Source organism: Gluconobacter sphaericus (assembly GCF_016757795.1).
GTDB classification, from domain to species: domain Bacteria; phylum Pseudomonadota; class Alphaproteobacteria; order Acetobacterales; family Acetobacteraceae; genus Gluconobacter; species Gluconobacter sphaericus.
In genome coordinates, this window is sequence record NZ_CP068419.1 from 55524 (window position 1) to 77141 (window position 21618).

Below are 21618 nucleotides of genomic sequence, written 5' to 3' on the forward strand. Positions count from 1 at the left end.
CCATTGTTTGCTCCTGAGACCTCCCTCACCGACGAAGAACGGCAGGAACGCTTCCGTCAGGCCACCATCGCCACTCTGCGCGCCATGGGGGGAGCGCCAGAGCAAGGCGTAGATTTTCAGAGCGCAGTCAACGGAAGCCGTCAGAACGCCGTCGCTGCCGGCAATGTAGAGCTGCCCTATCTGTCGCGCCACATGCACGACTGGGAAATCCGCAAGATCAGGGGAGCTGCGGATTCCGCAGCCCTGCGGATGCGCTACCATACCCAGAAAGACGCAAGCGCACCGGCTGAGCCCGTAGCCCGCCAGGCGTTTGATGCGCTGGAACAGGCCCGTTGCGAGGTTTACGGCTCACGCCACATGGCTGGTGTACGGGCCAATCTGGAACAGCGCGTCGCCCAGCATTGCGCCGAACTTGGCTGCAACCGGATGAAAACGCGCGAGGACATGCCGGCTCCCGTCGCGCTGGATCTCCTTGCCCGAGAAGCCATGAGCGGCCACCCCATGCCTGTTCAGGCCGGAGCGGCTCTGGATGAATGGCGCGCGTCCCTGACGCCCTCGGCGAAAGCCGCACTCGCCGACATGGCCCGCACCCAGAGCGACCAGACAGCCTTCGCCCGCGCAACAACCCGCTTCCTTGGCGCCTGCAAGCTCACGACCGTCCCCGATGAGGACGAAGAGCAGATGGCCCCGTCTGATCTGCCGTCCGACGAAGAGGAAACGACGGACAGCGATGCGCCTGAGGCAGAAGGTCAGGACCAGCAGGCCCCTGCCGCCACCGAAGAGGAAGAAGACGGCTACCAGCCCGAAAGCGGAGAGACTGGCCTTTCCGGCGAAAGCGAAGCCACGGAATCCGCTGAGATGTCGGAAGACGGCACCGAAGAAGCTGCTGGACCTTCAGACCAGCAGGCCGACACCGGACCTTCCGAATCTCTCAATACCTACAAGGCGTACACCACCGATTTCGACGAGGAAGTGAATGCATCCGATCTGTGTGACGCCGATGAGCTGGACCGGCTGCGCCAGAAACTCGACCAACAGATGTCCCAGCTCCATGGCCTGGTCTCACGCCTTGCGCACCGGCTGCAACGCCGCCTCATGGCGCAGCAGCAGCGCCGCTGGGAGTTCGAACAGGAAGAAGGCATTCTCGACGCCGGGCGCCTGTCCCGCGTCGTAACCAATCCGACCCTTCCGCTATCATTCAAGCATGAATGCGAGACGGAGTTCCGCGACACGGTCGTTACTCTCCTGATCGATAATTCAGGCTCCATGCGCGGACGCCCGATCGGCACGGCGGCCATCTGCGGCGATATTCTTGCCCGCACGCTCGAACGCTGTGGCGTGAAGGTCGAAGTTCTTGGGTTCACGACCCGCCAGTGGAAAGGTGGCCAGAGCCGTGAGCGCTGGCTCAAAAACGGACGCACACCCCAGCCAGGACGCCTAAACGATCTACGCCACATCATCTACAAGGATGCGGACACCCCCCTGCGGCGTGCCCGGCGCAACCTAGGGCTGATGCTGCGCGATGGATTGCTCAAGGAAAACATTGACGGCGAAGCCCTGCTCTGGTCCTGGAAACGGCTGCGGCGACGCCCGGAACACCGCCATATCCTGATGGTGATTTCCGATGGTGCACCGGTCGATGACAGCACGTTCTCCGCCAACCCGCACAACTATCTGGAAGACCATCTGCGCAAGGTGATTGCCCGGATCGAGGCGGATAGCAGCACAGAACTTCTGGCCATCGGCATCGGCCATGACGTCACGCGCTATTATCGCAACAGCGTCACCATCAACTCCGCCGAAGACCTCGGCGGGACCATGATGGCACAGCTCAGCGCGCTATTTGCGCCTTCAACCGGTCGTCGCGTAGCGCGATAACGGCCTCCAGCATCCGGTCGGTATGGGCGGTCGTGGTGCGGTGATTGACGATCGCCGCCCGCACCGCCAGCCGACCATTGATCTTTGTCGTGGACGGCGCAGCGATCCCGCTTTCATGCAGATCCTGCACCAGTTCCGAGACTTCGGCATCTTCAAGACCCTCGATCCCGAAGCAGACGATATTCAGCGTCACCGGCGCCAGCAGAACCAGCCCATCCGTCCGCTCCACGCGCCGTGCCAGATCGGCAGCCACGTCGCAGCATATTTCGACCATTTCTCCCATACGCTCGGCTCCGTAATGGCCCAGCGTCATCCAGACCTTGAGCGCCCGGAAGCCGCGTGACAGATCCGGCCCGAAGTCACAGAACCAGGGCGCTCCGGCCGCAAGCCCGCGCTCTTCACGCACGAGATAATCCAGGGACTGCGCAAAAGCCGCCGCATGTTTGCGGCTATCGCGCACCAGCACGCAGCCCGCGTCATAGGGAACCTGCGCCCATTTATGGAAATCAAAAGCCAGACTGTCTGCTTTCCCGATCCCCTCAAGCTGCGGCTGAAAGCGCGATGAAAGACAGGCCAGTGCACCAAATGCCGCATCCACATGGAACCAGAGCCCAGCCTCACGAGCGACCCCCTCGATCGCCGCCAGATCGTCAATCGCCCCGCAGTCAACGGTTCCGGCCGTACCCGCAACCATGAACGGCACGAAACCGGCCTTCTGGTCCTCGGCGATCATGTCCCTCAAGGCGCTGACATCCATACGATGATCCGGCAGAACGGGAACGCGCCGCAGCGCCGCGCTTCCCAACCCTGCCAGATCAAACGCCCTCGGCAAACATCCATGAGCAGTCGTCGCGGCATAGCCCACGAGCCTGCGGTCACCGATTCCTTCCTTCCGGATGGACAGATCCTGCGCCCGGCTCGCCGTTATCACGCTGATGAAGTTGGCCATGGACGAGCCCGTTACCAGACACCCCGAGCCGTCCTGCGGCATGCCGACCATCTGCAGAGCCCAACGAATGACCTCACGCTCAACCTCGATCGGTGCGTGATCACGTCCACCACAATTCGCATTCAGACCAGCCGCCAGCATTTCGGCCAGCATTCCGACCGGCGTTCCTGCGCCATGCACCCACCCCATGAAACCGGGATGGGTATTCCCCACTCCATAAGGCACGACCAGATCAAGATAACGCCCATACAGATCGTCGAGGGAACGTCCTTTTTCCGGTAGTCCTTCCTTCAGGGCCTGCCGGGCAGAAGATGGCATGGATCTCCATACGGGCCCCTCTCCCACATGCTCCATGCGGTCAAAGACCTCATCCAGCATCCGGTGCCCGATGTCACGAATGCCACGCCAGTCGGTGGGGTCCAGTCCGGCCATGATTATCCCTTCACCTGAAATCCGTCAGGTGTCTGCGATACAGGGCCGCCAAGCCGATGTCACGCCAGGAAAGGCGTTCAGAACAGGGCGGAATACAGCGATGAACTGCTATCGCTGCTCGATTTTTCAGTAAAAAGGGAAAGAATACTCGTGCTAGAACCGCTCCCGCCATAGAGCGTCAGCATACTTTCTGGCGTCGTGCTCGTAACGGGGTGGATCTGCAGCAGGGCGAGGTATTGCTGCGCGAACTGCTGGATTCCCCGCTTCGTACTGAGTTTGGAGAGATCCAGTTTCGATCCAAGCAGACGGACCTGCTGATCATAATCCAGCGCGCCGAACTGTGTCGTGTCAAAACCGGAAACAACCTCAGCCACTTTCAGGAGCTTCGGATCTGCCATCACATTGGCAAGCGTCATATCCGTCGTGGCTGTCCGGGTGAAATACAGCGCATCTCCCAGACCCGGTGTTTCTGTCTGCAAGCTGTCTTCATAACTGTTGGTTAGGTAACTCTGCGTGATGCTCTGCACAGTGTCGGAAGACGACAGAGGGGAGGTCGACCAATCAGAAAAAGCATTCGCAAAAGCCTTCCAGGCCGAGTTCCCGCTGGTCTGGGCCAGAGATTTGGACGAGGTCGGATCCTGTGTCATGAGATCCTTGATAACCGCTGTCTGACCAATAACCGAAGACATTCCATAGGCCCCAAGCACCACCGTGAGGGCCTTGTAGTTTTTCAGAAGCTGCTCCGGTGTCTTGATCGAAGCCGCATCCTTCTGGAAGGCCGTGACAGCCTGCTGGGTGGAGACGCTTGTTTTTTCCCACTTGTTTGCCGAAGAGTCTTCATCCTTGATGATGGAAACATACTGCGGAATGGCGGGCATGGCGGAAATGAAGGAAGACACGCGCGTTTCTCCGAAAAAGGAGTAGGTCCGTCACTCTATCTCCCTATTCTCTAATACAGTCTTAACGTCTCTTGTCCTTTTCCACAGTCCGGAACCCCCTCATGTCCATTCGCCTCTCCCTGCTCGCCGCCACAACCGCGCTTCTGGTGCCGGTTATGGCCAGCGCCTCCACCCTCTCCGATCTGCCAGCATCCTGCTTCACCTACGAACTTGCCGGCACGAAGGCCGTCACGCATGGCCTGACGGCAAAAACCCTGCATGCGACCCTGACCGGAACCGACATCACGCTCGATATCCAAGGCGTAAACCTGTCAGATCCGTCCGGTCACATTGGAAACGCCACCCTGGAGCGTTTTAACGCCGTAGCCGCCTATGCCGCACTCAGCGCCTTCCGTGGCGGGGTCAGCGCAGCCTGCGAGGAGCAGAGCCTGACAATCAACAGCAGCGATATCCGCAGCGGAACCCCACAAGCCGCCTGGACAAACGTCACACTGGCTCGCCCCGGCCACAACATGACCATCCACAAGGCATCGATCCAGGCAGCCCAGACCACGCCGGACCTGCGACTGAAGGTCGAAGGCACGGGCATCCATGATACCAAACAGCCCCTCATGCCCACGCAACTTTCAGCAGATCTAACGGTCCAGGGCCTGGATACTGCACGCCAGCAGATCACGATCAACGCCCTGCATGCCGTATCCGGCAGCAGCGCCATCGACGGCAAGGGCAGCATCGAACCTGGCGCAACAGCCTCTACTTCGGCCGCAGACCTGCATGTCAGCGTCACGAATGTCGACACCCTGATCGGTGAAATCCGCGACACGGCTCCAAAGAAGGTCGTAGCCGCCTTGACGATCGCCCGGCTGATGGGCCGTCAGAGCGGTGATGCGACCCTGTGGGACATCGGGCTGAGTGGCGGTGTCGTGACCGTCAACCGCATCCCGCTGCCGTTCTCAGTCCCCTGATTTCGACGCCTCAAGCTTGCGGATCATCTTGCACAGGACGGTCGTGACCTTTTTGGCATAGCCGATACGTGTCGCGTTCGTCATTTCGCGGATGACTGCAAGCTTATGATCGGGGCGGATTTTCACGCCCGATTCTTTCTTGCGCGTCACCCAGTCGATCAGTGCAGCCGGATTACGGAAACGGTTGCGACGGAACTGGATCACCATGCCCTTCGGCCCGGTCTCCAGACGCTCTACGCCGGCCTCACGGCACAGGCGCTTGATCAGGACCACATCAAGCAGATTCCCCACTTCCGGCGGAAGCGATCCGAAACGGTCCACCAGTTCCGCGCGCATCGCCTCGACCTCGGCCTCGTTCGTCAGCGACGCAATCCGGCGATATAGCCCCAGACGCACCGGCAGGTCCGGCACATAGGTTTCGGGGATCAGTACCGGCAGGCCCAGAATGATGGTCGGGGTCCAGCTATCCTCTTCCTCCAGACGCTTGCCGCGCTCGCGACGCATGTCGATTACGGCGTCTTCCAGCATCTGCTGGTAGAGTTCGATACCGACTTCCTTGATATGCCCGGACTGCTCATCCCCCAGCAGGTTGCCCGCGCCTCGCAGATCCAGATCGTGGGACGCCAGCGTGAACCCGGCCCCGAGCGAATCCAGCGTCTGCATGACCTCAAGCCGCTTCTCCGACGAGGCCGAGAGCGGACGCGTCTGCGGCCAGGTCAGATAGGCATAACCCCGCTGCTTACCGCGACCCACGCGTCCGCGAAGCTGGTAGAGCTGCCCCAGACCGAACATGTCCACACGGTGGATGATGATCGTATTCACGCTGGGCATGTCCAGCCCGCTTTCCACAATGTTGGTGGAAAGCAGAATGTCGTATTTCCCGTCCGCAAACTCCGTCATGACACGTTCGAGTTCGGTCGGCGTCAGACGACCATGCGCCTGTACGGTCTTGGCGTCCGGCACGATTTCCGCCAGACGCTCGGCCATCCTGTCCATGTCCGCCAGACGCGGCACGACACAAAAGACCTGACCACCGCGGAACCGTTCACGCTGAATAGCTTCACGAATCATGACACTGTCGAAGGGCGTAATGAACGTGCGGACCGCCAGACGATCTGTGGGCGGCGTGGCGATCAGGCTCATTTCCCGTACGCCGGACAGCGAAAGCTGAAGCGTTCTGGGCAGCGGCGTGGCGGAGAGAGTCAGGACATGCACGTCTTCGCGCAGCGCTTTGAGGCGTTCCTTGTGAGAGACGCCGAAATGCTGTTCTTCGTCGATGATCAGCAGGCCCAGACGCTCGAATGCCACGGTCTTGGCCAGCAGCGCATGGGTGCCAACGACGATATCTACCGTGCCGTTCGCCATGCCCTCGCGGACCTTCGTAGCTTCCTTGGGCGTTACAAGGCGCGAAAGCTGCACCACATTGACGGGAAAGCCCTCGAAACGAGCCGTAAAGCTCCGAAAATGCTGGCGGGCGAGCAGCGTTGTCGGCACCACGACCGCGACCTGCATCCCTGAAAGCGCGGCCACGAACGCCGCCCGCAGGGCGACTTCCGTTTTACCGAAACCCACATCGCCACAGACCAGCCGATCCATCGGCCGCCCGGCGCTCATGTCTTCCAGAACGTCCGCAATCGCGCGGGACTGGTCTTCCGTTTCCACGAACGGGAAGCGCGCGCAGAACTCGTCCCACAGCCCTTCGGCGGGCGCGAGCATTGGCGCATCCTTCATGGCTCGGGCCGCTGCCGTCTTGATCAGCTCGCCCGCCATGACGCGGATGCGGGATTTCATCTTGGCCTTGCGGGCCTGCCAAGCCGTTCCGCTCAGTTTGTCGAGCTGAACCCCGGCCTGCTCGGAACCAAAACGGCTGAGAAGTTCGATATTCTCGACGGGCAGAAGCAGGCGCTGCTCCCCATCATACAGGATCGACAGATAGTCATGCGCAACCCGGCCTTCGACGACCGTCTCCAGCCCGACATACCGCCCGATTCCGTAATCGGAATGAACGACCAGATCGCCTTCCGCAATCTCGCCGACCTGCGAGATGAACTGCTCTCCACGCTTGCGGCGACGTGGCGGACGCGAAATCCGCTCGCCCAGAAGATCCTGCTCGGAGACGAAGCACAGACGGTCCGAGACGAACCCGCGCTCCAGCCCCAGCGTCAGCAGGCCGGTCGTGCCTTTCGGCATTCCCGCCGCATCCGGCCAGTCGTCATAGGACGTAACCGTAACGCCATGTTCCGCCAGCAGATGGGAAATCCGCTCCCGAGACCCCCGGCTCCAGGCCGTAACATAGGTCCGTCGCCCGGCTTCGGCCCAGGTTTTCACCTGCTGTCCAAAAGCCTCGAACATCCCCGCCCGCGTTCCGTCCTTTGCCCGCGCAAACAGCGGGCCGGGCCGGTAGCCTGCATCCACACCCTGTGCCGTATCCGGCATGGCGAACGCATTGAGAATAACGGACGGCACATCCGCCAGCATCGATTCCCAACCATGTGTATCCAGATAGAGCCGGTGTGACGGCAGAGGACGGTACGGGATTTCCCCTTCACGCGTCGGAACGCGCCGGGCCTGATAATGATCGGCGATCATGTCCAGCCGGGCCTTGAGGATCTCCGGCGCATGTTGATCGAAGCTGACCGCCCCACCCGGCAGATAATCCAGCAGCGTCTCCATCTGGTGGCCGTCACCATCATGAAACAGCGGCAGATAGTGCTCTAGCCCCGGATAGCGCCGCCCATCCGAGACGTTCTCATAAATCGTGTCGGACGTCGCCGCCGGGCCGAACGAATCGCGCCAGCCGGTGCGGAAGCGGCTGATGCTGTCCGGACCCAGCGAGAACTCGGACACGGGGCGCAGTTCGAAGCGCTTCAGGGTTTCGGTAGAGCGCTGTGTTCCAACGTCGAACGCACGGATGTTCTCGACCTCGTCCCCGAAGAGGTCCAGCCGGATCGGATCGCTTTCCCCGGCCGGGAACAGATCGAAAATACCGCCCCGTGTCGCGAACTCGCCTGCTTCCATGACCGTATCGGTCCGGGTGTAGCCATTGGCGACCAGCAGTTCGATCAGCATGGCCTGATCTAGGCTCTCGCCCGTCTTCACGCTGATGGACTGTCCCCGGAATGCCGAGCGCGGCGGCACGCGCTGCACCAAACTGTGCACGGTCGTCAGAACAATCCGTCGCGCCTTCGTGGGTTCCAGCAGACGGCACAGCGTCCCGGCCCGTTCAGCGATCAGAACCGGATTGGGCGAAACACGATCATAGGGCAGGCAATCCCAGGCCGGCAGACGCAGAACCTCCACTTCCGGCATAAGCCAGACCAGCATGTCGGCCAGCGCGGCCACGGCAGCGTCATCGCGCGCAACATGGAGCAGAGCTCCGTCATGTTCAGCAAGACGCTGACGAAGAAGAAAGGCCACACTGCCATCCGGTACGCCCCAGACGGTTGGTCCGAAAGAGCGGTCGAAGGACGTTGTGGACATTTCACGGGTCATGGTTTCGTTTTGTTCCATCCTGCTCATGCCCTATACCTGCCGTTCCATCGCCTGTCAGCCCGAGGAGCACGGGAAGCGCCCGTTGTCACGATGCCGTCCGAACACGTCCCGCAATCCCTCCCGCACCATTCCGAACCGAAACAGCATCCTGAAGCAAGCCAGGATGACCGTCTCGCCCCACTTTTCGCACCACTGACGAGCCTGTCCGGAATCGGCCCCCGACACGCCGGCCTGCTGGAGAAAATCGCGGGAGGGCGACGCGTGCTGGACCTGCTGTTCACCCTACCCGAACGGGTTGTTGACCGGCGTATTCTGCGCACAGTCGCGGACGGACACAATCTCGCCCCAGGCGGAATCCTGACAGCGCACGTGCGGGTCCTCTCCCTGCGCAAGGCCGGTCGCCCTGGACAGCCTTCCATCATCCGCACCGAAGACGACACCGGAAAGCTCGATCTGGTTTTCTTCCAGACGCGCAACATGCCAAGCCCGACCGTGGGCGCCGAGCTTCTTGTCTCTGGCAAGACCGGAACCTTTCAGGGCGAGTTGACGATGCCACAGCCCGACCATGTCATGAGCTGGGCCAAGCGCGACAGTTTCCCATCACTCGAACCCGTATGGCCCCTGACGGCCGGCCTGTTTCCCTATACGGTTCGCAAGGCCATGCGTGCCGCTCTGGCGCTCCTACCCGATCTCCCAGAATGGCTGGACAAAACCCTCGTCACCCAGCGGAAATGGCCGTCTTTCACGCAGGCCCTGCGCCTGATGCAGTCTCCCGAGATCATTCCGCCGGAAATCGCCTGGGAGCCTGTCCGCAACCGCGCCCTGTCCCGTCTCGCTGCTGATGAACTGCTGGCCGATCAGCTCTGTTTCGGTCTCGCCCGCCTCAAGGCCCGTGAGCGGCACGGACGTAGCTTTCCCGGCACCGGCGCACTTCAGGCCGAAATGCTCCGACGTTTCGGACACAAACCTACCCATGCCCAGACGATGGCCATTGCCGAAATCGCTGCCGATCTTGGGGCCCCAACGCCCATGATGCGCCTGCTTCAAGGCGATGTCGGCGCGGGCAAAACCTTTGTCGCCATGAACGCCATGCTTCAGACTGTAGAGTCCGGAGCACAGGCTGCTCTGATGGCGCCCACAGAGATCCTCGCGCGTCAGCATTTCGAGACGCTTTCCCGTCTTTGCCCGACGGAATGCGTTTATCTGAGCGGCACCATCAAGGGTGCAGCGCGACGCAAAACCCTTGCTGCCATCGCAGATGGGACGGCGAAAATTGTCATTGGCACTCACGCCCTCTTTCAGGACGGTGTGACCTTTCACGATCTCGGCCTCGCCGTCATTGACGAGCAGCACCGGTTCGGCGTCCGCCAGCGCATGAATCTGAGCACCAAAGGGGAAGCGACCGATATCCTCGTCATGACCGCAACGCCCATTCCCCGCACGCTCCAACTCATGGAATGGGGCGAAATGAGCGTCAGCCGTCTGGACTCGAAACCGCCGGGACGACAGCCGATCCGCACGACTCTGCACAGCATGGACTCGCTCGACAGTGTGCTCGCCGGCATCAGCCGCACCCTGCGCGATGGCGTGCAGGTTTTCTGGGTTTGCCCCCTCATCGAAAACAGTGAAACACAGGCGGCCGCAGCCGCGGAAGAACGCTGGGCCTCACTGGAACAGAGGTTTGAAGGGCTGGTCGGTCTCGCCCACGGCAAGCAGGACATTACCGTCCGTCAGGACGCACTGGACACGTTCCGCTTGGGCAAAACGCGCCTTCTCGTCGCCACCACCGTCATTGAAGTGGGCGTGGACATCCCCGCTGCATCCGTCATGGTGATCGAACAGGCCGAGCGCTTCGGTCTGGCCCAGCTTCACCAGCTTCGCGGGCGCGTGGGACGCGGCTCGAAACAGTCGTTCTGCCTGCTGCTCCATGACCGAGCGGCAACGCCGACCGCTGTTCGACGCCTGAGCCTGCTGCGCGACACGAATGACGGCTTTCTGATCGCTGACGAGGACTACAGAATCCGCGGCGGCGGTGACATCGCCGGCGACAGGCAGTCCGGACTTCCCGGCTTTCGTCTGGCGCAGGGCGCGCGTCTCAGCCTGCTCCTGACCGCCATGCAGCAGGACAGCGAACGTGAAATCGCCCGCAATCCGCACCTGCAAGGTTCCCGGGGCCACGCACTCAGACTTCTTCTGAAAATATTTGACCGGAATGATCCAGACAGACTTCTGATTTCCGGTTAGACAGAAAAGTTCATGCGGATATAATACCGCCACTTTATTATTAATGCATTCAACTGAATTTCATGGAGTACACGCGTAATGAGCAGTCCTGCCAGAGACGCTCAAAAAGAGACTTCACACGAATACTCTGGTACCTCTTCAGACCGCCGATCCCTGCTTTTTCGTCTGCTTCTGCCCGCGACCGGTGGGTCGGCAGTCGCGTTTCTGGACCTCCCCGCAAGCGGCACCCCAGATATTCTCTATGCAATCGGCCCCCTTCCACCAGGACTGCAAAAAGAGGCTACGGGAAAGATAATTCTTTCATCGAAACAAAACCAGAATGGCGACACTCCGTTTTCCTGCCCGTTGCCCGATGACTTCTTCCTTATCGGATACCCCGTCCCCACCAGTTCGAGTGACAGAAAGTCCGAACTGTTTCTAGTCGCACTCTGCCCACCGGGCGGAGTTTTTTCGGCTACGGCTGGCCGCGCCCTGCAGGACGTCGCAAACGAACTTGCCAATGAAACTGCGAAACATCCGGGGAAATCCGCTCTGCCGGACCGCGAGGAAAGCCTCCGCGTTCTGCACCAGTTCATTGAACGGACAGGCAAGCTTTCACGCCGTGCCTTGTTCAGCCTGATCCATCTCAACCTGGATCATCTCTCGCTGATCAACGACCGTTATGGATGGGACACGGCTGACCTAATCCTCGCGGAAATAATCCGCCGTCTCAGAGCTGTTCTACCGGAAGGCTGTTTCCTGAGTTCGATCGGCGGCGGCCATTTCATGGTCCTGACACCACCGGGCACCACAGCCGTCACGACCCGTTCGCTGGTTAATGCGATCCTGCAGATCTCAAGTACACCCGTGTCTCTGGATATGGGCGCCATTCCATTCTCGATCTCGGCAGGATGGAGTGTTTATCCGCAGGATGCAGGAGACGCGAACCAACTGATCCTCGCCGCCCGGGCAGCACTGACCGAAGCCAATCGAACGGGCGGCGGCCATGAGCGCCGCGCCAATGCGGAACTCACGAACACCTACGCAATCACGTCCAACCTTGAGAAGGATCTGCTCAAGGCGGTCGAAGACAATGCCCTCTTCCTGAAATGGATGCCCGTCGTTGATACGGCCTCCCAGAAGATCGTCGGGCATGAGGCGCTTCTACGCTGGAACCGACCAGGTCATGGCGAAGTCGCACCCAATCTCTTTATTCGTTACGCCGAGGAAGTCGGCATGGTCGAGGCACTCGACAGCTGGAGCCTGCGCAATGCCTGTCTGGCCGCCCTCCGCTGGCCGACTCCGCTGCGCGTGTGTGTAAATGTCTCACCCGTCTGGCTGGTCAATGAACGGCTCGCGCCGCTCGTCGATACCGTGCTGAACGAGACCGGCCTTCCGCCCGGACGACTGCAGGTCGAACTGTCCGAATGCCGTCCCTTCGGTCCCTCGGACATCGCCTTTCGCGAACTCTCCCGCGTCCGCGCGCTAGGTGTCTGTCTTGCCATCGACGATTTCGGGGCCGGCTACTCCTCACTGGAGAAACTGCGAATCTATCCACTTGACCAGATCAAGCTCGACCGCGCCTTCGTCCAGTACCTGGGGGAAGACATGCGCGCTGATGAGATCATGTACGCCATTCTCTCTCTCGCCCGCTCTCTGAACATCACCTGCTGCGCCAAAGGTGTTGAAACAGAACACCAGATGGCGCTACTCGATGCCAATGGCTGCGAGGAAGTCCAGGGTTACCTGCTGGGAGCGCCGGTTCGGGACAGCCACGTCCCGCATCTCGCCCGGACATGAAAAAAGGCCGCTCCCCATAAGGTAAAGCGGCCTTTTCAGTCCCTAGTTTGAAAACGTCAGAACTTAACCGAAAGCTTGAGCGATCCATAGTTGAACAGACCGGCCTTCTGCGTCTGGAACTGGGCTGTCTGCCAGTTCTGGCTGTAGGACAGACGCACCCCATGCCACATCACAGCAACACCGGCATGAATCTCGCCCAAATCCCAAACCTTGTCGACATGTGGCGCGTTGGGGCGAACCGTGCTGCCCTGAAGCGTCACGTCATAGCCCACGGCCTGGCCTTCAACACCGCCGTAGAAATACCAGGCAAAGGGACGGGTCGCGCGGAACGCATCCGTTCCGTCGAGTCCCGGTCCGATCGTCGCATTGCCGAAGTCACTGTCCAGCCCCTGACCGATACGGAACGTGGTCGCCACATCGGCATAGGTCCGGTAATCACCCGCAGCGCCCGAGATCGCGGGCAGCACGTCGGCATGAATGCCATAGACATCCAGAACAGGCAGGCGCCAGATCCGCCCGGCCTGAACCTGAAAGATCGGCTGATTCGCAAGCTGATGTCCCCAGCCCGTGCTCGGGGTGTCGCTAATGGCCTTGTGGAAGCCGTTCTGGACCTGACGCCCGAGTCCCGACGGACCAAGCATGCCGAACTGGATTCCCATTACGGTCCGGGAAAGATCCGTATCATTGATGAGATTTACAGTTCCCAGCAGCAGCCCGGCATAAGGGCGGTCACCCTGCGGCGGATTGTCGGCCTGAGTATCGCGCGGCGTGTCGATGATCTGCTGCAGACCAATGCTGATACGCTGTACGCCATCACCCATCAGGATATGGTTCAGCTTCGCGATAGGCCGCGGAAGATTGTCCGTTCCCGAGGTCCAGTTGATGCGTAAACCGGACGTATAATACTGATCCGACGTACCTTTCAGGGTGGAAATCGCGTCATTCTCACCTTGGACGGTCCAGGTTCCGTACGGATCCTGCAACGGCGTAGCCATGGCGGTGGAAGACAGCGCCAGCACGGCAGTGGCTCCAATAGAAAAAGTCAGTCGGCTTCGCATGGGCACCTCTGTTACGCGCGGGATCCGGGACCACCAAGTACTGGGAAACGTGTGTATGTCATTTTCACGACCAGAATCAAAGTGTCGGCGGGTCTCATCTCAATCTTAAAATTAGCGCGAGTTATGTTTCAGCCTCATATTCCCTGTGGCAGAGAGGGAAAAAAGCGTGCTAGGGATTACTACAGGAGAAAAGCGGGATTGTTTTTCTCCAAATTTTTGAAATTACGTCACGGCAGGGTTTCCCCTACCATGACACCCCAGTCTCGGGATTAGACCGTTGAGAAACAACAGAACCGACCGCAGCAGCTTCAACTCACCTCGCCGCGGCGGATTTGACGATGCATACTCGTCCCAGCCGTCCTATGGCGACCGTGGTGGCTTTGGTGGTGGAAATGGTGGCGGTGGTGGCTACGGCGCACCCCGTCGCAGCAACAGCTTCGTCGCAGCTTCAGGCCCGGAAATCAGCTCCCGCGTGAAGTGGTTCAACACCGAGAAGGGTTTCGGTTTCGTTGAACTTTCCGATGGCTCGGGCGACATTTTCCTGCACGCCAACGCCCTCACAAATGCTGGTGTCAGCAACGTGAACCCGGGCGCGACCGTTGTGGTCCGCATCGGCCAGGGTCCAAAGGGCCGTCAGGTCGCTGAAGTTCTCTCCGTTGACGAAAGCACAGCAGAAGCACCGCGTCCCCGCGCTGCATTCGGTGGTGATCAGCCTCGCTTCGGTGGCGCACGTCCTGGCCGTCCGGCTCCGGACCTGTCCCGCGCTGAAGACATGCGTGGCACGGTCAAGTGGTACAATGCCACGAAGGGCTTCGGCTTCATCACGCCGGAATCCGGTGGCAAGGACATTTTCGTCCATGCCTCCGCTCTCGAGCGTTCGGGCCTGCCGACGCTTGACGAAGGCCAGACGATCAACGTCAAGGTTGTTCAGGGCCAGAAGGGTCCGGAAGCTGCTGAAATCAGCGCTGACTGAATGACCCGGACTTCGGTCTGAGTAAAAAAAAGCCGCTGCCAGCTTCTGCTGCAGCGGCTTTTTTTCATGCCAGCATTGCAGCCCAGGCAATAAAAAAGGCCGGAAGAATCCGACCTTTTTTCAATCCTCATTCGAGCGAACCGGATCAGTAGTCCTTGCCGCTGCTCCGGACCAATCGTGCCTTGTCCCGCTTCCAGTCACGTTCGGCAATGGCATGCCGCTTGTCTTCCTTACGACGTCCCTGCCCCAGACCCAAAGTCACTTTCGCCATACCACGGGCGTTGAAATGAATATCAAGCGGCACCAGACTGGCGCCCGCGCGGCTGACAGCGCCTAAAAAATGCGCGATCTGCTTGCGGTGCATCAGAAGCTTGCGTGGAGCGCGGGGCTCGAACCGGGAGAGGACGCCCCCCTGATATTCCGGAATATAGGAGTTGAAGAGCCAGATCTCGCCGTCCCGCTCGGCAGCATAGGCCTCCGTAATCGTCGCCCGCCCGAGACGCAGACTTTTCACTTCCGGCCCCTTCAGAACGATTCCGGCTTCAGTCGTTTCCAGAATCGTATAATCAAACCGCCCCTTGCGGTTCTGTGCGGCCATGCCATGGGAAATCATGCCGCTCTTGGTTTTCTTTCCGGCCATAGCTGTGATCAGTCCAGCAGCTCAAGCGAGCGCAGAGCAGTATCGATGGCCCGACGTGTCTCTTCCTTCGGCTCTACGAGCGGCAGGCGCAGCGTCGCATTGCATAGCCCGAGTCTGGACAGCGCATATTTCACCGGACCTGGATTACTTTCCATGAACATGGCATCATGCAGCGGTGTCAGGTGATCCTGAATAGCGATTGCGTCCTCGATCCGCCCTTCCTGCCAGGCCAGATGCATGTCTGCGCACAGATGTGGCACAACATTGGACGTCACGCCGATACATCCATCGCCACCTGCAGCGAGAAATGACAGGACACTGTTATCGTCGCCGGAAAGCTGGTTGAACGGCTTGCCCACGGCACGACGCACCGCGATCGGCCGGGCCATATTGGCAGTCGCATCCTTGGTGCCGACGATATTGGGGTGTTCGCCCAGACGCGCCATGGTCGCCACCGAGATGTCCACAACCGAGCGGCCAGGGATGCAGTACAGGAACATCGGCAGAGGCGTCGCATCGGCAATCGTCATGAAATGGCGGTACAGCCCTTCCTGTGACGGCTTGTTGTAATACGGCACAACCACCAGCAGACTATCCGCTCCGACGGAATGGGCATGCTTTGCCATAAGAACAGCTTCAGACGTGCTATTGGAACCCGCACCCGCCATGACGCGGACACGACCATTTGCCGTCTCAACACAATGCGCCACGACGCGACCATGTTCTTCATGAGACAGCGTTGGGCTTTCGCCCGTCGTACCGGCAGGGATCAGTGCCGTGGTGCCTGCTTCGATCTGACGCTCGATCAACTTTGCCGAAACGTCGAAATCGATCCGTCCGTCCGTATGCATCGGAGTGACCAGAGCCGTCAGCGACCCCTGATACATGCTCGTGTCAGCCATTATTCCGCCTTCTGTCATGGGCTCTGCCTGTTCTGCCCTCACGCCCGGCGTGAGAGACTGCTTGGGTAAACACCCAGAATTCTAAGATCGTCGCTGACCTGCTCCAGTTCCGCGAGCGCCGCCGCCAGAGGGGCCTGTGCCGGATGTCCCTCGACATCCATCAGGAACTGCGTCGCCGCAAACGAGCCGTCAAGCATATAGCTTTCGATCCGCGTCATGTTGATACCATGCCGGGAAAATCCACCCAATGCCGCATAGAGCGCACCCGGACAGTTCCCAACCCGCATCAGCAGCGTCGTCAGCACATCTGTGCGCTCGGGCGAGGGAATGCAAGGCTTGCGGGCCACGCGATAAAAGCGCGTCGTATTGTGCGAAGCGTCCTCAACATTACTCCGAAGCACCATCAGTCCGTTCAGCTCAGCAGCCAAGGAAGAAGCAATCGCCGCATCTGCCGTGCGTCCCCACTGCGCCACCATCTCAGCCGCACCGGCGGTATCGAACTGCACCACTGGCTCCACACCCAGTTCGCTGATCAATTTGCGAACCTGCCCCAATGCAACAGGATGTGTGTGAATCCGGCGGACATCTTCGATCTTCGCACCCGCTACACCCAGAAGGCAGTGTTCAACGCGCTGAAAATATTCCCCGACAATGTGAAGCCCGGCGTCCGGCAGAAGTGAATGAATATCCGGCACACGACCGGCCAGCGTGTTCTCACAGGCCAGAAGTGCTTCGTCTGCCCGACCATCATGCACGGCGTCGATCGCATCGGCAAATGTCGGACAGGGCAGCGTCGTCCAACCCGGACGCGCCTGACGGCAGGCCAGATCAGAATAGGCGCCGGGGCGGCCCTGAAATGCAATGACCGCCATCAAACCAATCCTCTCACATGCTCAAGATCAGCAGGCGTATCCACGCCCTGAGGCGCGTGGTCAATCCTCGCGCAACCAATCGTCATGCCAGCTTCAAGCGCCCGCAACTGTTCCAGACTTTCCCGGCGCTCCAGCGCGGAGGGCGGCAGCGTCACGAAGCGCTCTAGCGCTGCACGACGCCAGGCATAGATCCCGACATGATGCCAGTGCGTCCCCTCGCCCCACGGAATGGGCAGACGGGAGAAATACAGCGCACGCGCCACGTCCGCCTCACCAAACGCGCAGGCAACCTTCACAACCTGGGAAGCATCACGCTCGGCATCACTGGTCACGGGAGCCACCAGTGTTCCGATATCGAACGCAGGATCTTCCAGTGGCTTCAGGGCAGAAGTCAGACTGGACGGTTCGATCAAGGGCAGGTCACCCTGCAGGTTAATCACCACGTCGTGCCGGCCCTCAGGATCAACCTCTGCAAGTGCGGCCTGCACACGGTCAGAGCCGCTCGCCAGCCTCGAGTCGGTGAGCACACCCCACACATCGGGCATATCCCGGATAACATCAAGAATTTCAGGATCCCCTGCTGCAACGACAACTGGCCCGGCCTTTGCTGCCAGCGCACGTCGGACCACCCGGACGATCATGGGCACGCCACCAATGTCAGCGAGGGGCTTGCGCGGCAGGCGGGTCGAAGCAAGTCTGGAGGGGATAACGATGATCGGATGCATGGCTCCTCTGATGCCGCCCCCCAGAACGGGCGTCAATCTCGTGTCATGCTCCTGGGACGGGAATAGACAAAAATCATGAGTGAAACGGATTTGCAGACCGCCATTGAAGCCGCCACGGCCTGCGCCGACATCGCCCGCAGGACCGTCCTGCCCCATTTCCGGACGTCCCTTCGTGCCGATGCCAAATCTGATGACAGCCCCGTCACCATTGCGGATCGTCAGGCCGAACGGGCCATGCGCAGCATTCTTGAAGCGCGCCTGCCAGAGCACGCCATTCTCGGTGAAGAAGCCGGCATGAGTGGAGCCAGCAGCGACTGGCTCTGGGTTCTCGATCCCATTGACGGCACCCGCGCCTTCCTGACGGGTCGCCCCACTTTCGGCACACTCATTGCGCTTTTTCACAAGGGACGCCCGGTCCTGGGGCTGATCGACCAGCCTGTCACTGGCGAACGCTGGCTCGGCGTTTCGGGGCGTCCAACCATATTCGTGTCCGAGCGCCTGCCTGGCACGATCGGAACGCGCCCCTGTCCGACAGCAGCCGAAGCGGAACTATCCTGCACAGCTCCTGAAATCATGACTGCGGAGCACGCCCCGCGCTTTGCCAATCTGCAGAAACACACCCGCCGCACGTCATGGGGCGGAGATTGCTATGCCTACGGACTGCTCGCCCTCGGCCAGATCGACGTCATTGCGGAATGCACCATGAAACCCTGGGACTGGGCTGCCCTTGTGCCGGTTGTGGAAGGTGCAGGTGGCCGCATCACGGACTGGCAGGGCAATCTCCTCACGCTGGAGAGCGACGGCACCGTTCTGGCCTGCGGAGATGCAACCCTGCTTCCCGAAATCATCCGCCACCTTTCCTGATTCACGCCAATCGGCTAGGGAGGGGACCCCGGCGAACGTGGCGGCAGACATGAGCCGGGACCGGTCTGGTCACGGCCAGATTTGATGGAACCAGTTTGAATTGAAACCGGAGCCTTCCGGTTCATGACCGGGACGGATTTATGGAAACGCAGTTCTCTCTCCCCAAGAACAAGATCCGCATTCTTCTTCTGGAAGGCATTCACGAAAGCGCCGCCTCCCATTTCGCCGACGAAGGCTACGCCGAAGTGACGCGCGTCAAGGGTGCACTTGAAGGCGACGCGCTCAAGGAAGCCCTGCAGGGTATACACATGGTCGGCATCCGCAGTCGGACACAGCTTACCCGCGAGGTTCTTGAATCCGCGGACCGCCTCATGGCTATCGGCTGCTTCTGCATCGGGACGAATCAGGTCGATCTGAACACCGCACGTATGCTCGGTATTCCCGTCTTCAACGCCCCCTTCAGCAACACCCGTTCCGTGGCTGAACTGGTGATGGGCGAGATCGTCATGCTCCTCCGACGCATTCCGTCGCGTTCGGAAGCCTGCCACAAAGGGGGTTGGGACAAGTCCGCCACCAATGCCTGGGAAGTGCGCGGCAAGACGCTCGGCATCGTCGGCTATGGCTCCATCGGTTCGCAGCTTTCGGTCCTGGCCGAGGCTTTCGGCATGCGCGTGCTATATTTCGACGTGATGCCGCGCCTGCCGCATGGCAACGCCATCGCAGTGCCGACCCTGCATGATCTTCTGGCCGAGTCCGACATTGTCAGCCTCCATGTGCCGCAGACACCGGAAACCGATCTACTGATCGGAGAGACGGAAATCCGGGCCATGAAACCCAATTCCATCCTACTCAACAATGCACGCGGCAACGTCGTGGATCTCGATGCTCTCGCTGCAGCCCTCAAGGAGGGTCATCTCATGGGCGCGGGCGTGGATGTGTTCCCGGTCGAACCCAAGAAGGCTGGCGAAGAGTTCAAATCCCCGCTCCAAGGCTTGGAGAATGTCATTCTCACGCCGCATATCGGTGGTTCCACCATGGAAGCACAGGAGCGCATCGGCGTCGAAGTCGCTCGCAAGCTGGTCGATTATTCCGACGTCGGCTCCACAATCGGATCCGTCAACTTTCCCAGCGTCCAGCTCCCCGAGCGCCCTCGAGGCACGCGCTTCATGCATGTCCATGCCAACCGGCCCGGCATCATGCGCCAGATCAATGATCTGTTCGCCGCGCAGAACTGCAACGTGACGGCACAGTACCTCCAGACGGATGGTGAAGTTGGCTACGTCGTTGTCGAAGCCGAGTCAGAAAACCCTGACATGGATACGAAGCTGCTGGACGGTCTCAAGGCACTCGATGGTACACTCCGTGCCCGCCTACTGTATCAGCGCGCCTGACACCTTTGCCGTTAACCAACGGTAAATAATTTCGGGCTAGGATTTGTCTCATGACGAGTCCCAGCCCACATACACCTGCCCTCGCCCGTATCCAGAGCTTCGCCTTCTTGGGTATCGAAGCCGTTCCGGTAACGGTCGAGGTTCAGGTCTCCAGCGGACTTCCAGCGTTTCTCGTCGTAGGGCTGGCAGACAAATCCGTCGGGGAAGCCCGCGAACGTGTCCGTGCCTCGCTGACAGCCATGGGGCTGGCGCTTCCTCCCAAACGCATCCTCGTCAATCTCGTACCGGCCGACCTTCTCAAAGAAGGCGCGCATTTTGACCTACCCATCGCGCTCGGCCTGCTTTGTGCCATGGGTATTCTCTCATTCGAAGCGGTCTCGGCCTATGCCGCTGTCGGCGAGCTGTCGCTGGATGGTCGGATCAATCCTGTCGCAGGCGTTCTTTCGGCCGCGATCGGTGCCGTTGCGAACGAACTTGGGTTGATCTGCCCGGCTGCACAGGCTCTGGAAGCACGCTGGGGGAATGACAGCACAGATGTTCTCGGGGCCCCCACACTCGCAGCCCTTGTTTCCCATTTTCAGGGACAGCAGATCCTGTCTCCGGCCCCGTCCCCAACTGAACATGTCATTGAGTACGGACCCGATCTTGTGGACGTCAAAGGAATGGCAATTGGACGGCGCGCTCTGGAAATTGCCGCTGCCGGGGCTCATTCCCTGCTCATGAGTGGACCACCGGGCGCGGGGAAATCCATGCTCGCCAGCCGCCTGCCCGGCATTCTTCCGAACCTGACCCGGGAAGAAGCTCTGGAGACCAGCCGGATTCACAGTGTTTCTGGCATTCTGCAGAATGGAAGACTAGTTATCCGGCCGCCCTACCGCGCGCCGCATCACAGTGCGAGCCTTCCTGCCATTGTCGGCGGTGGCACCAAAGCCAGGCCCGGCGAAGTCAGCCTTGCCAACAACGGGGTACTGTTTCTTGACGAGCTTCCGGAGTTCTCGCGGGCCTGCCTGGAATCTCTGCGTCAGCCCATCGAAACCGGCAGCATTGCCATCGCCCGTGCAGCCCATCACACCACCTATCCCGCACGTTTCCAGTTTATTGCCGCCATGAATCCCTGTCGCTGTGGCTACTTAGGCGATCTGGAGCGAAGTTGTCGGAAGGCTCCCCGCTGCGGTGAGGACTACACGGCGAAGATTTCCGGCCCGATGCTCGACCGCATGGATCTCTGCGTGCAGATCGAGCCATTATCTCCCATCGAAATCAGCCGTGCGCCGAAAGGCGAGAGTAGCGCCAAAGTTCGCGCGCGTGTCGAACTGGCACGCAAACGCCAGATCGATCGTCAGGGTGTTCCCAATTCGCAGGTCTCTCCGGACCTCCTTGAAATGGATGACGATGCCCGCTCTCTCACAGAACAGGCCGCCGAAAGACTGCGCCTCTCCAATCGCGGCATTACGCGCCTGATCCGCGTCTCCCGCACCATCGCCGATCTGGAAGGCACACAGAGCATACAGCGGCATCATGTCGCTGAAGCTCTGACCTTCCGTCGTCGTTAAGG

General features: G+C 60.3%; 16 protein-coding genes. 8 read left to right on the plus strand and 8 right to left on the minus strand.

Features of this window, described 5'->3' with window-relative positions; translation table 11 throughout:
* Positions 1-3: 3 nt before the first annotated feature.
* Positions 4-1878, plus strand: coding sequence for a cobaltochelatase CobT-related protein (locus IGS75_RS00265; RefSeq protein ID WP_202257195.1), 1875 nt, complete (start codon positions 4-6; stop codon positions 1876-1878).
* Here the strand turns inward: IGS75_RS00265 and IGS75_RS00270 are convergent.
* Both IGS75_RS00270 and IGS75_RS00275 read right to left on the minus strand, forming a co-directional pair.
* The gene (locus tag IGS75_RS00270) at positions 1832-3259 is read right to left on the minus strand and encodes a pyridoxal phosphate-dependent decarboxylase family protein (RefSeq protein WP_141351179.1); all 1428 of its coding nucleotides are present in this window, start codon (positions 3257-3259) and stop codon (positions 1832-1834) included. The genes IGS75_RS00265 and IGS75_RS00270 overlap by 47 nt on opposite strands.
* Before the next feature lie 77 nt (positions 3260-3336).
* Positions 3337-4158: a DUF1217 domain-containing protein gene (locus tag IGS75_RS00275; protein ID WP_202257197.1), complete on the minus strand. Its 822-nt coding sequence runs from the start codon at positions 4156-4158 to the stop codon at positions 3337-3339.
* Positions 4159-4259: 101 nt separating this feature from the next.
* Here IGS75_RS00275 and IGS75_RS00280 point away from each other — a divergent pair, with 101 nt between their 5' ends.
* A complete protein-coding gene (locus IGS75_RS00280) occupies positions 4260-5123 on the plus strand; it encodes a DUF2125 domain-containing protein (RefSeq protein ID WP_202257199.1) in 864 nt (287 codons plus the stop codon).
* On the opposite strand, the gene mfd is transcribed toward IGS75_RS00280, so the two are convergent.
* Complete coding sequence (gene mfd, locus IGS75_RS00285) at positions 5112-8633, minus strand: transcription-repair coupling factor (protein ID WP_202258011.1); 3522 nt, start codon at positions 8631-8633, stop codon at positions 5112-5114. The two genes, IGS75_RS00280 and mfd, sit on opposite strands and share 12 nt — an antisense overlap.
* Before the next feature lie 72 nt (positions 8634-8705).
* Between mfd and recG the strand changes: the two genes are divergently transcribed.
* Together recG and IGS75_RS00295 are read left to right on the plus strand one after the other, a co-directional pair.
* On the plus strand, positions 8706-10859 hold the full coding sequence (gene recG / locus IGS75_RS00290; RefSeq protein ID WP_202258013.1) for an ATP-dependent DNA helicase RecG: 2154 nt from the start codon (positions 8706-8708) through the stop codon (positions 10857-10859).
* A 345-nt stretch (positions 10860-11204) separates the two neighbouring features.
* Entirely contained in the window at positions 11205-12638 is a 1434-nt protein-coding gene (locus IGS75_RS00295; protein WP_237468877.1) for a putative bifunctional diguanylate cyclase/phosphodiesterase, read from the plus strand.
* A 56-nt stretch (positions 12639-12694) separates the two neighbouring features.
* Here IGS75_RS00295 and IGS75_RS00300 read toward each other — a convergent pair whose 3' ends face one another.
* Complete coding sequence (locus IGS75_RS00300; protein WP_141351189.1) at positions 12695-13696, minus strand: lipid A deacylase LpxR family protein; 1002 nt, start codon at positions 13694-13696, stop codon at positions 12695-12697.
* A gap of 277 nt (positions 13697-13973) precedes the next feature.
* On the opposite strand from IGS75_RS00300, the gene IGS75_RS15670 reads away from it, so the two are divergent.
* Entirely contained in the window at positions 13974-14669 is a 696-nt protein-coding gene (locus tag IGS75_RS15670; protein WP_141351191.1) for a cold-shock protein, read from the plus strand.
* Between the two features lie 145 nt (positions 14670-14814).
* On the opposite strand, the gene smpB is transcribed toward IGS75_RS15670, so the two are convergent.
* The 4 genes from smpB to IGS75_RS00325 are packed head-to-tail and all read right to left on the minus strand — an operon-like array spanning position 14815 to position 17808.
* Positions 14815-15309 carry an SsrA-binding protein SmpB gene (gene smpB, locus IGS75_RS00310; RefSeq protein ID WP_011251661.1) on the minus strand — a complete coding sequence of 165 codons (495 nt, stop codon included), beginning with the start codon at positions 15307-15309 and terminating at the stop codon, positions 14815-14817.
* Positions 15310-15317: 8 nt separating this feature from the next.
* Positions 15318-16211 carry a 4-hydroxy-tetrahydrodipicolinate synthase gene (gene dapA, locus IGS75_RS00315; RefSeq protein ID WP_141351193.1) on the minus strand — a complete coding sequence of 298 codons (894 nt, stop codon included), beginning with the start codon at positions 16209-16211 and terminating at the stop codon, positions 15318-15320.
* Positions 16212-16249: 38 nt separating this feature from the next.
* Positions 16250-17083, minus strand: coding sequence for a prephenate dehydratase (locus tag IGS75_RS00320; protein WP_141351195.1), 834 nt, complete (start codon positions 17081-17083; stop codon positions 16250-16252).
* Positions 17083-17808 carry a 3-deoxy-manno-octulosonate cytidylyltransferase gene (locus IGS75_RS00325; RefSeq protein WP_202258015.1) on the minus strand — a complete coding sequence of 242 codons (726 nt, stop codon included), beginning with the start codon at positions 17806-17808 and terminating at the stop codon, positions 17083-17085. The genes IGS75_RS00320 and IGS75_RS00325 overlap by 1 nt, the downstream gene beginning before the upstream one ends.
* A gap of 75 nt (positions 17809-17883) precedes the next feature.
* Between IGS75_RS00325 and IGS75_RS00330 the strand changes: the two genes are divergently transcribed.
* The 3 genes from IGS75_RS00330 (at position 17884) to IGS75_RS00340 (ending at position 21616) form a co-directional block, all read left to right on the plus strand.
* Entirely contained in the window at positions 17884-18672 is a 789-nt protein-coding gene (locus IGS75_RS00330) for an inositol monophosphatase family protein (protein WP_202257202.1), read from the plus strand.
* 140 nt (positions 18673-18812) lie between these two features.
* The gene (gene serA / locus IGS75_RS00335; RefSeq protein WP_141351203.1) at positions 18813-20063 is read left to right on the plus strand and encodes a phosphoglycerate dehydrogenase; all 1251 of its coding nucleotides are present in this window, start codon (positions 18813-18815) and stop codon (positions 20061-20063) included.
* A 50-nt stretch (positions 20064-20113) separates the two neighbouring features.
* Complete coding sequence (locus tag IGS75_RS00340; protein WP_141351205.1) at positions 20114-21616, plus strand: YifB family Mg chelatase-like AAA ATPase; 1503 nt, start codon at positions 20114-20116, stop codon at positions 21614-21616.
* Positions 21617-21618: the final 2 nt, after the last annotated feature.

Coding starts and splice junctions, on each gene's coding strand:
- IGS75_RS00270 (WP_141351179.1), bottom strand. CDS start 3,259: ATGGCCGGACTGGACCCCACCGACTGGCGTGGCATTCGTGACATCGGG.
- IGS75_RS00280 (WP_202257199.1), top strand. CDS start 4,260: ATGTCCATTCGCCTCTCCCTGCTCGCCGCCACAACCGCGCTTCTGGTG.
- mfd (WP_202258011.1), bottom strand. CDS start 8,633: ATGGAACAAAACGAAACCATGACCCGTGAAATGTCCACAACGTCCTTC.
- recG (WP_202258013.1), top strand. CDS start 8,706: ATGCCGTCCGAACACGTCCCGCAATCCCTCCCGCACCATTCCGAACCG.
- IGS75_RS00300 (WP_141351189.1), bottom strand. CDS start 13,696: ATGCGAAGCCGACTGACTTTTTCTATTGGAGCCACTGCCGTGCTGGCG.
- smpB (WP_011251661.1), bottom strand. CDS start 15,309: ATGGCCGGAAAGAAAACCAAGAGCGGCATGATTTCCCATGGCATGGCC.
- dapA (WP_141351193.1), bottom strand. CDS start 16,211: ATGGCTGACACGAGCATGTATCAGGGGTCGCTGACGGCTCTGGTCACT.
- IGS75_RS00320 (WP_141351195.1), bottom strand. CDS start 17,083: ATGGCGGTCATTGCATTTCAGGGCCGCCCCGGCGCCTATTCTGATCTG.
- IGS75_RS00325 (WP_202258015.1), bottom strand. CDS start 17,808: ATGCATCCGATCATCGTTATCCCCTCCAGACTTGCTTCGACCCGCCTG.
- IGS75_RS00330 (WP_202257202.1), top strand. CDS start 17,884: ATGAGTGAAACGGATTTGCAGACCGCCATTGAAGCCGCCACGGCCTGC.
- serA (WP_141351203.1), top strand. CDS start 18,813: ATGGAAACGCAGTTCTCTCTCCCCAAGAACAAGATCCGCATTCTTCTT.
- IGS75_RS00340 (WP_141351205.1), top strand. CDS start 20,114: ATGACGAGTCCCAGCCCACATACACCTGCCCTCGCCCGTATCCAGAGC.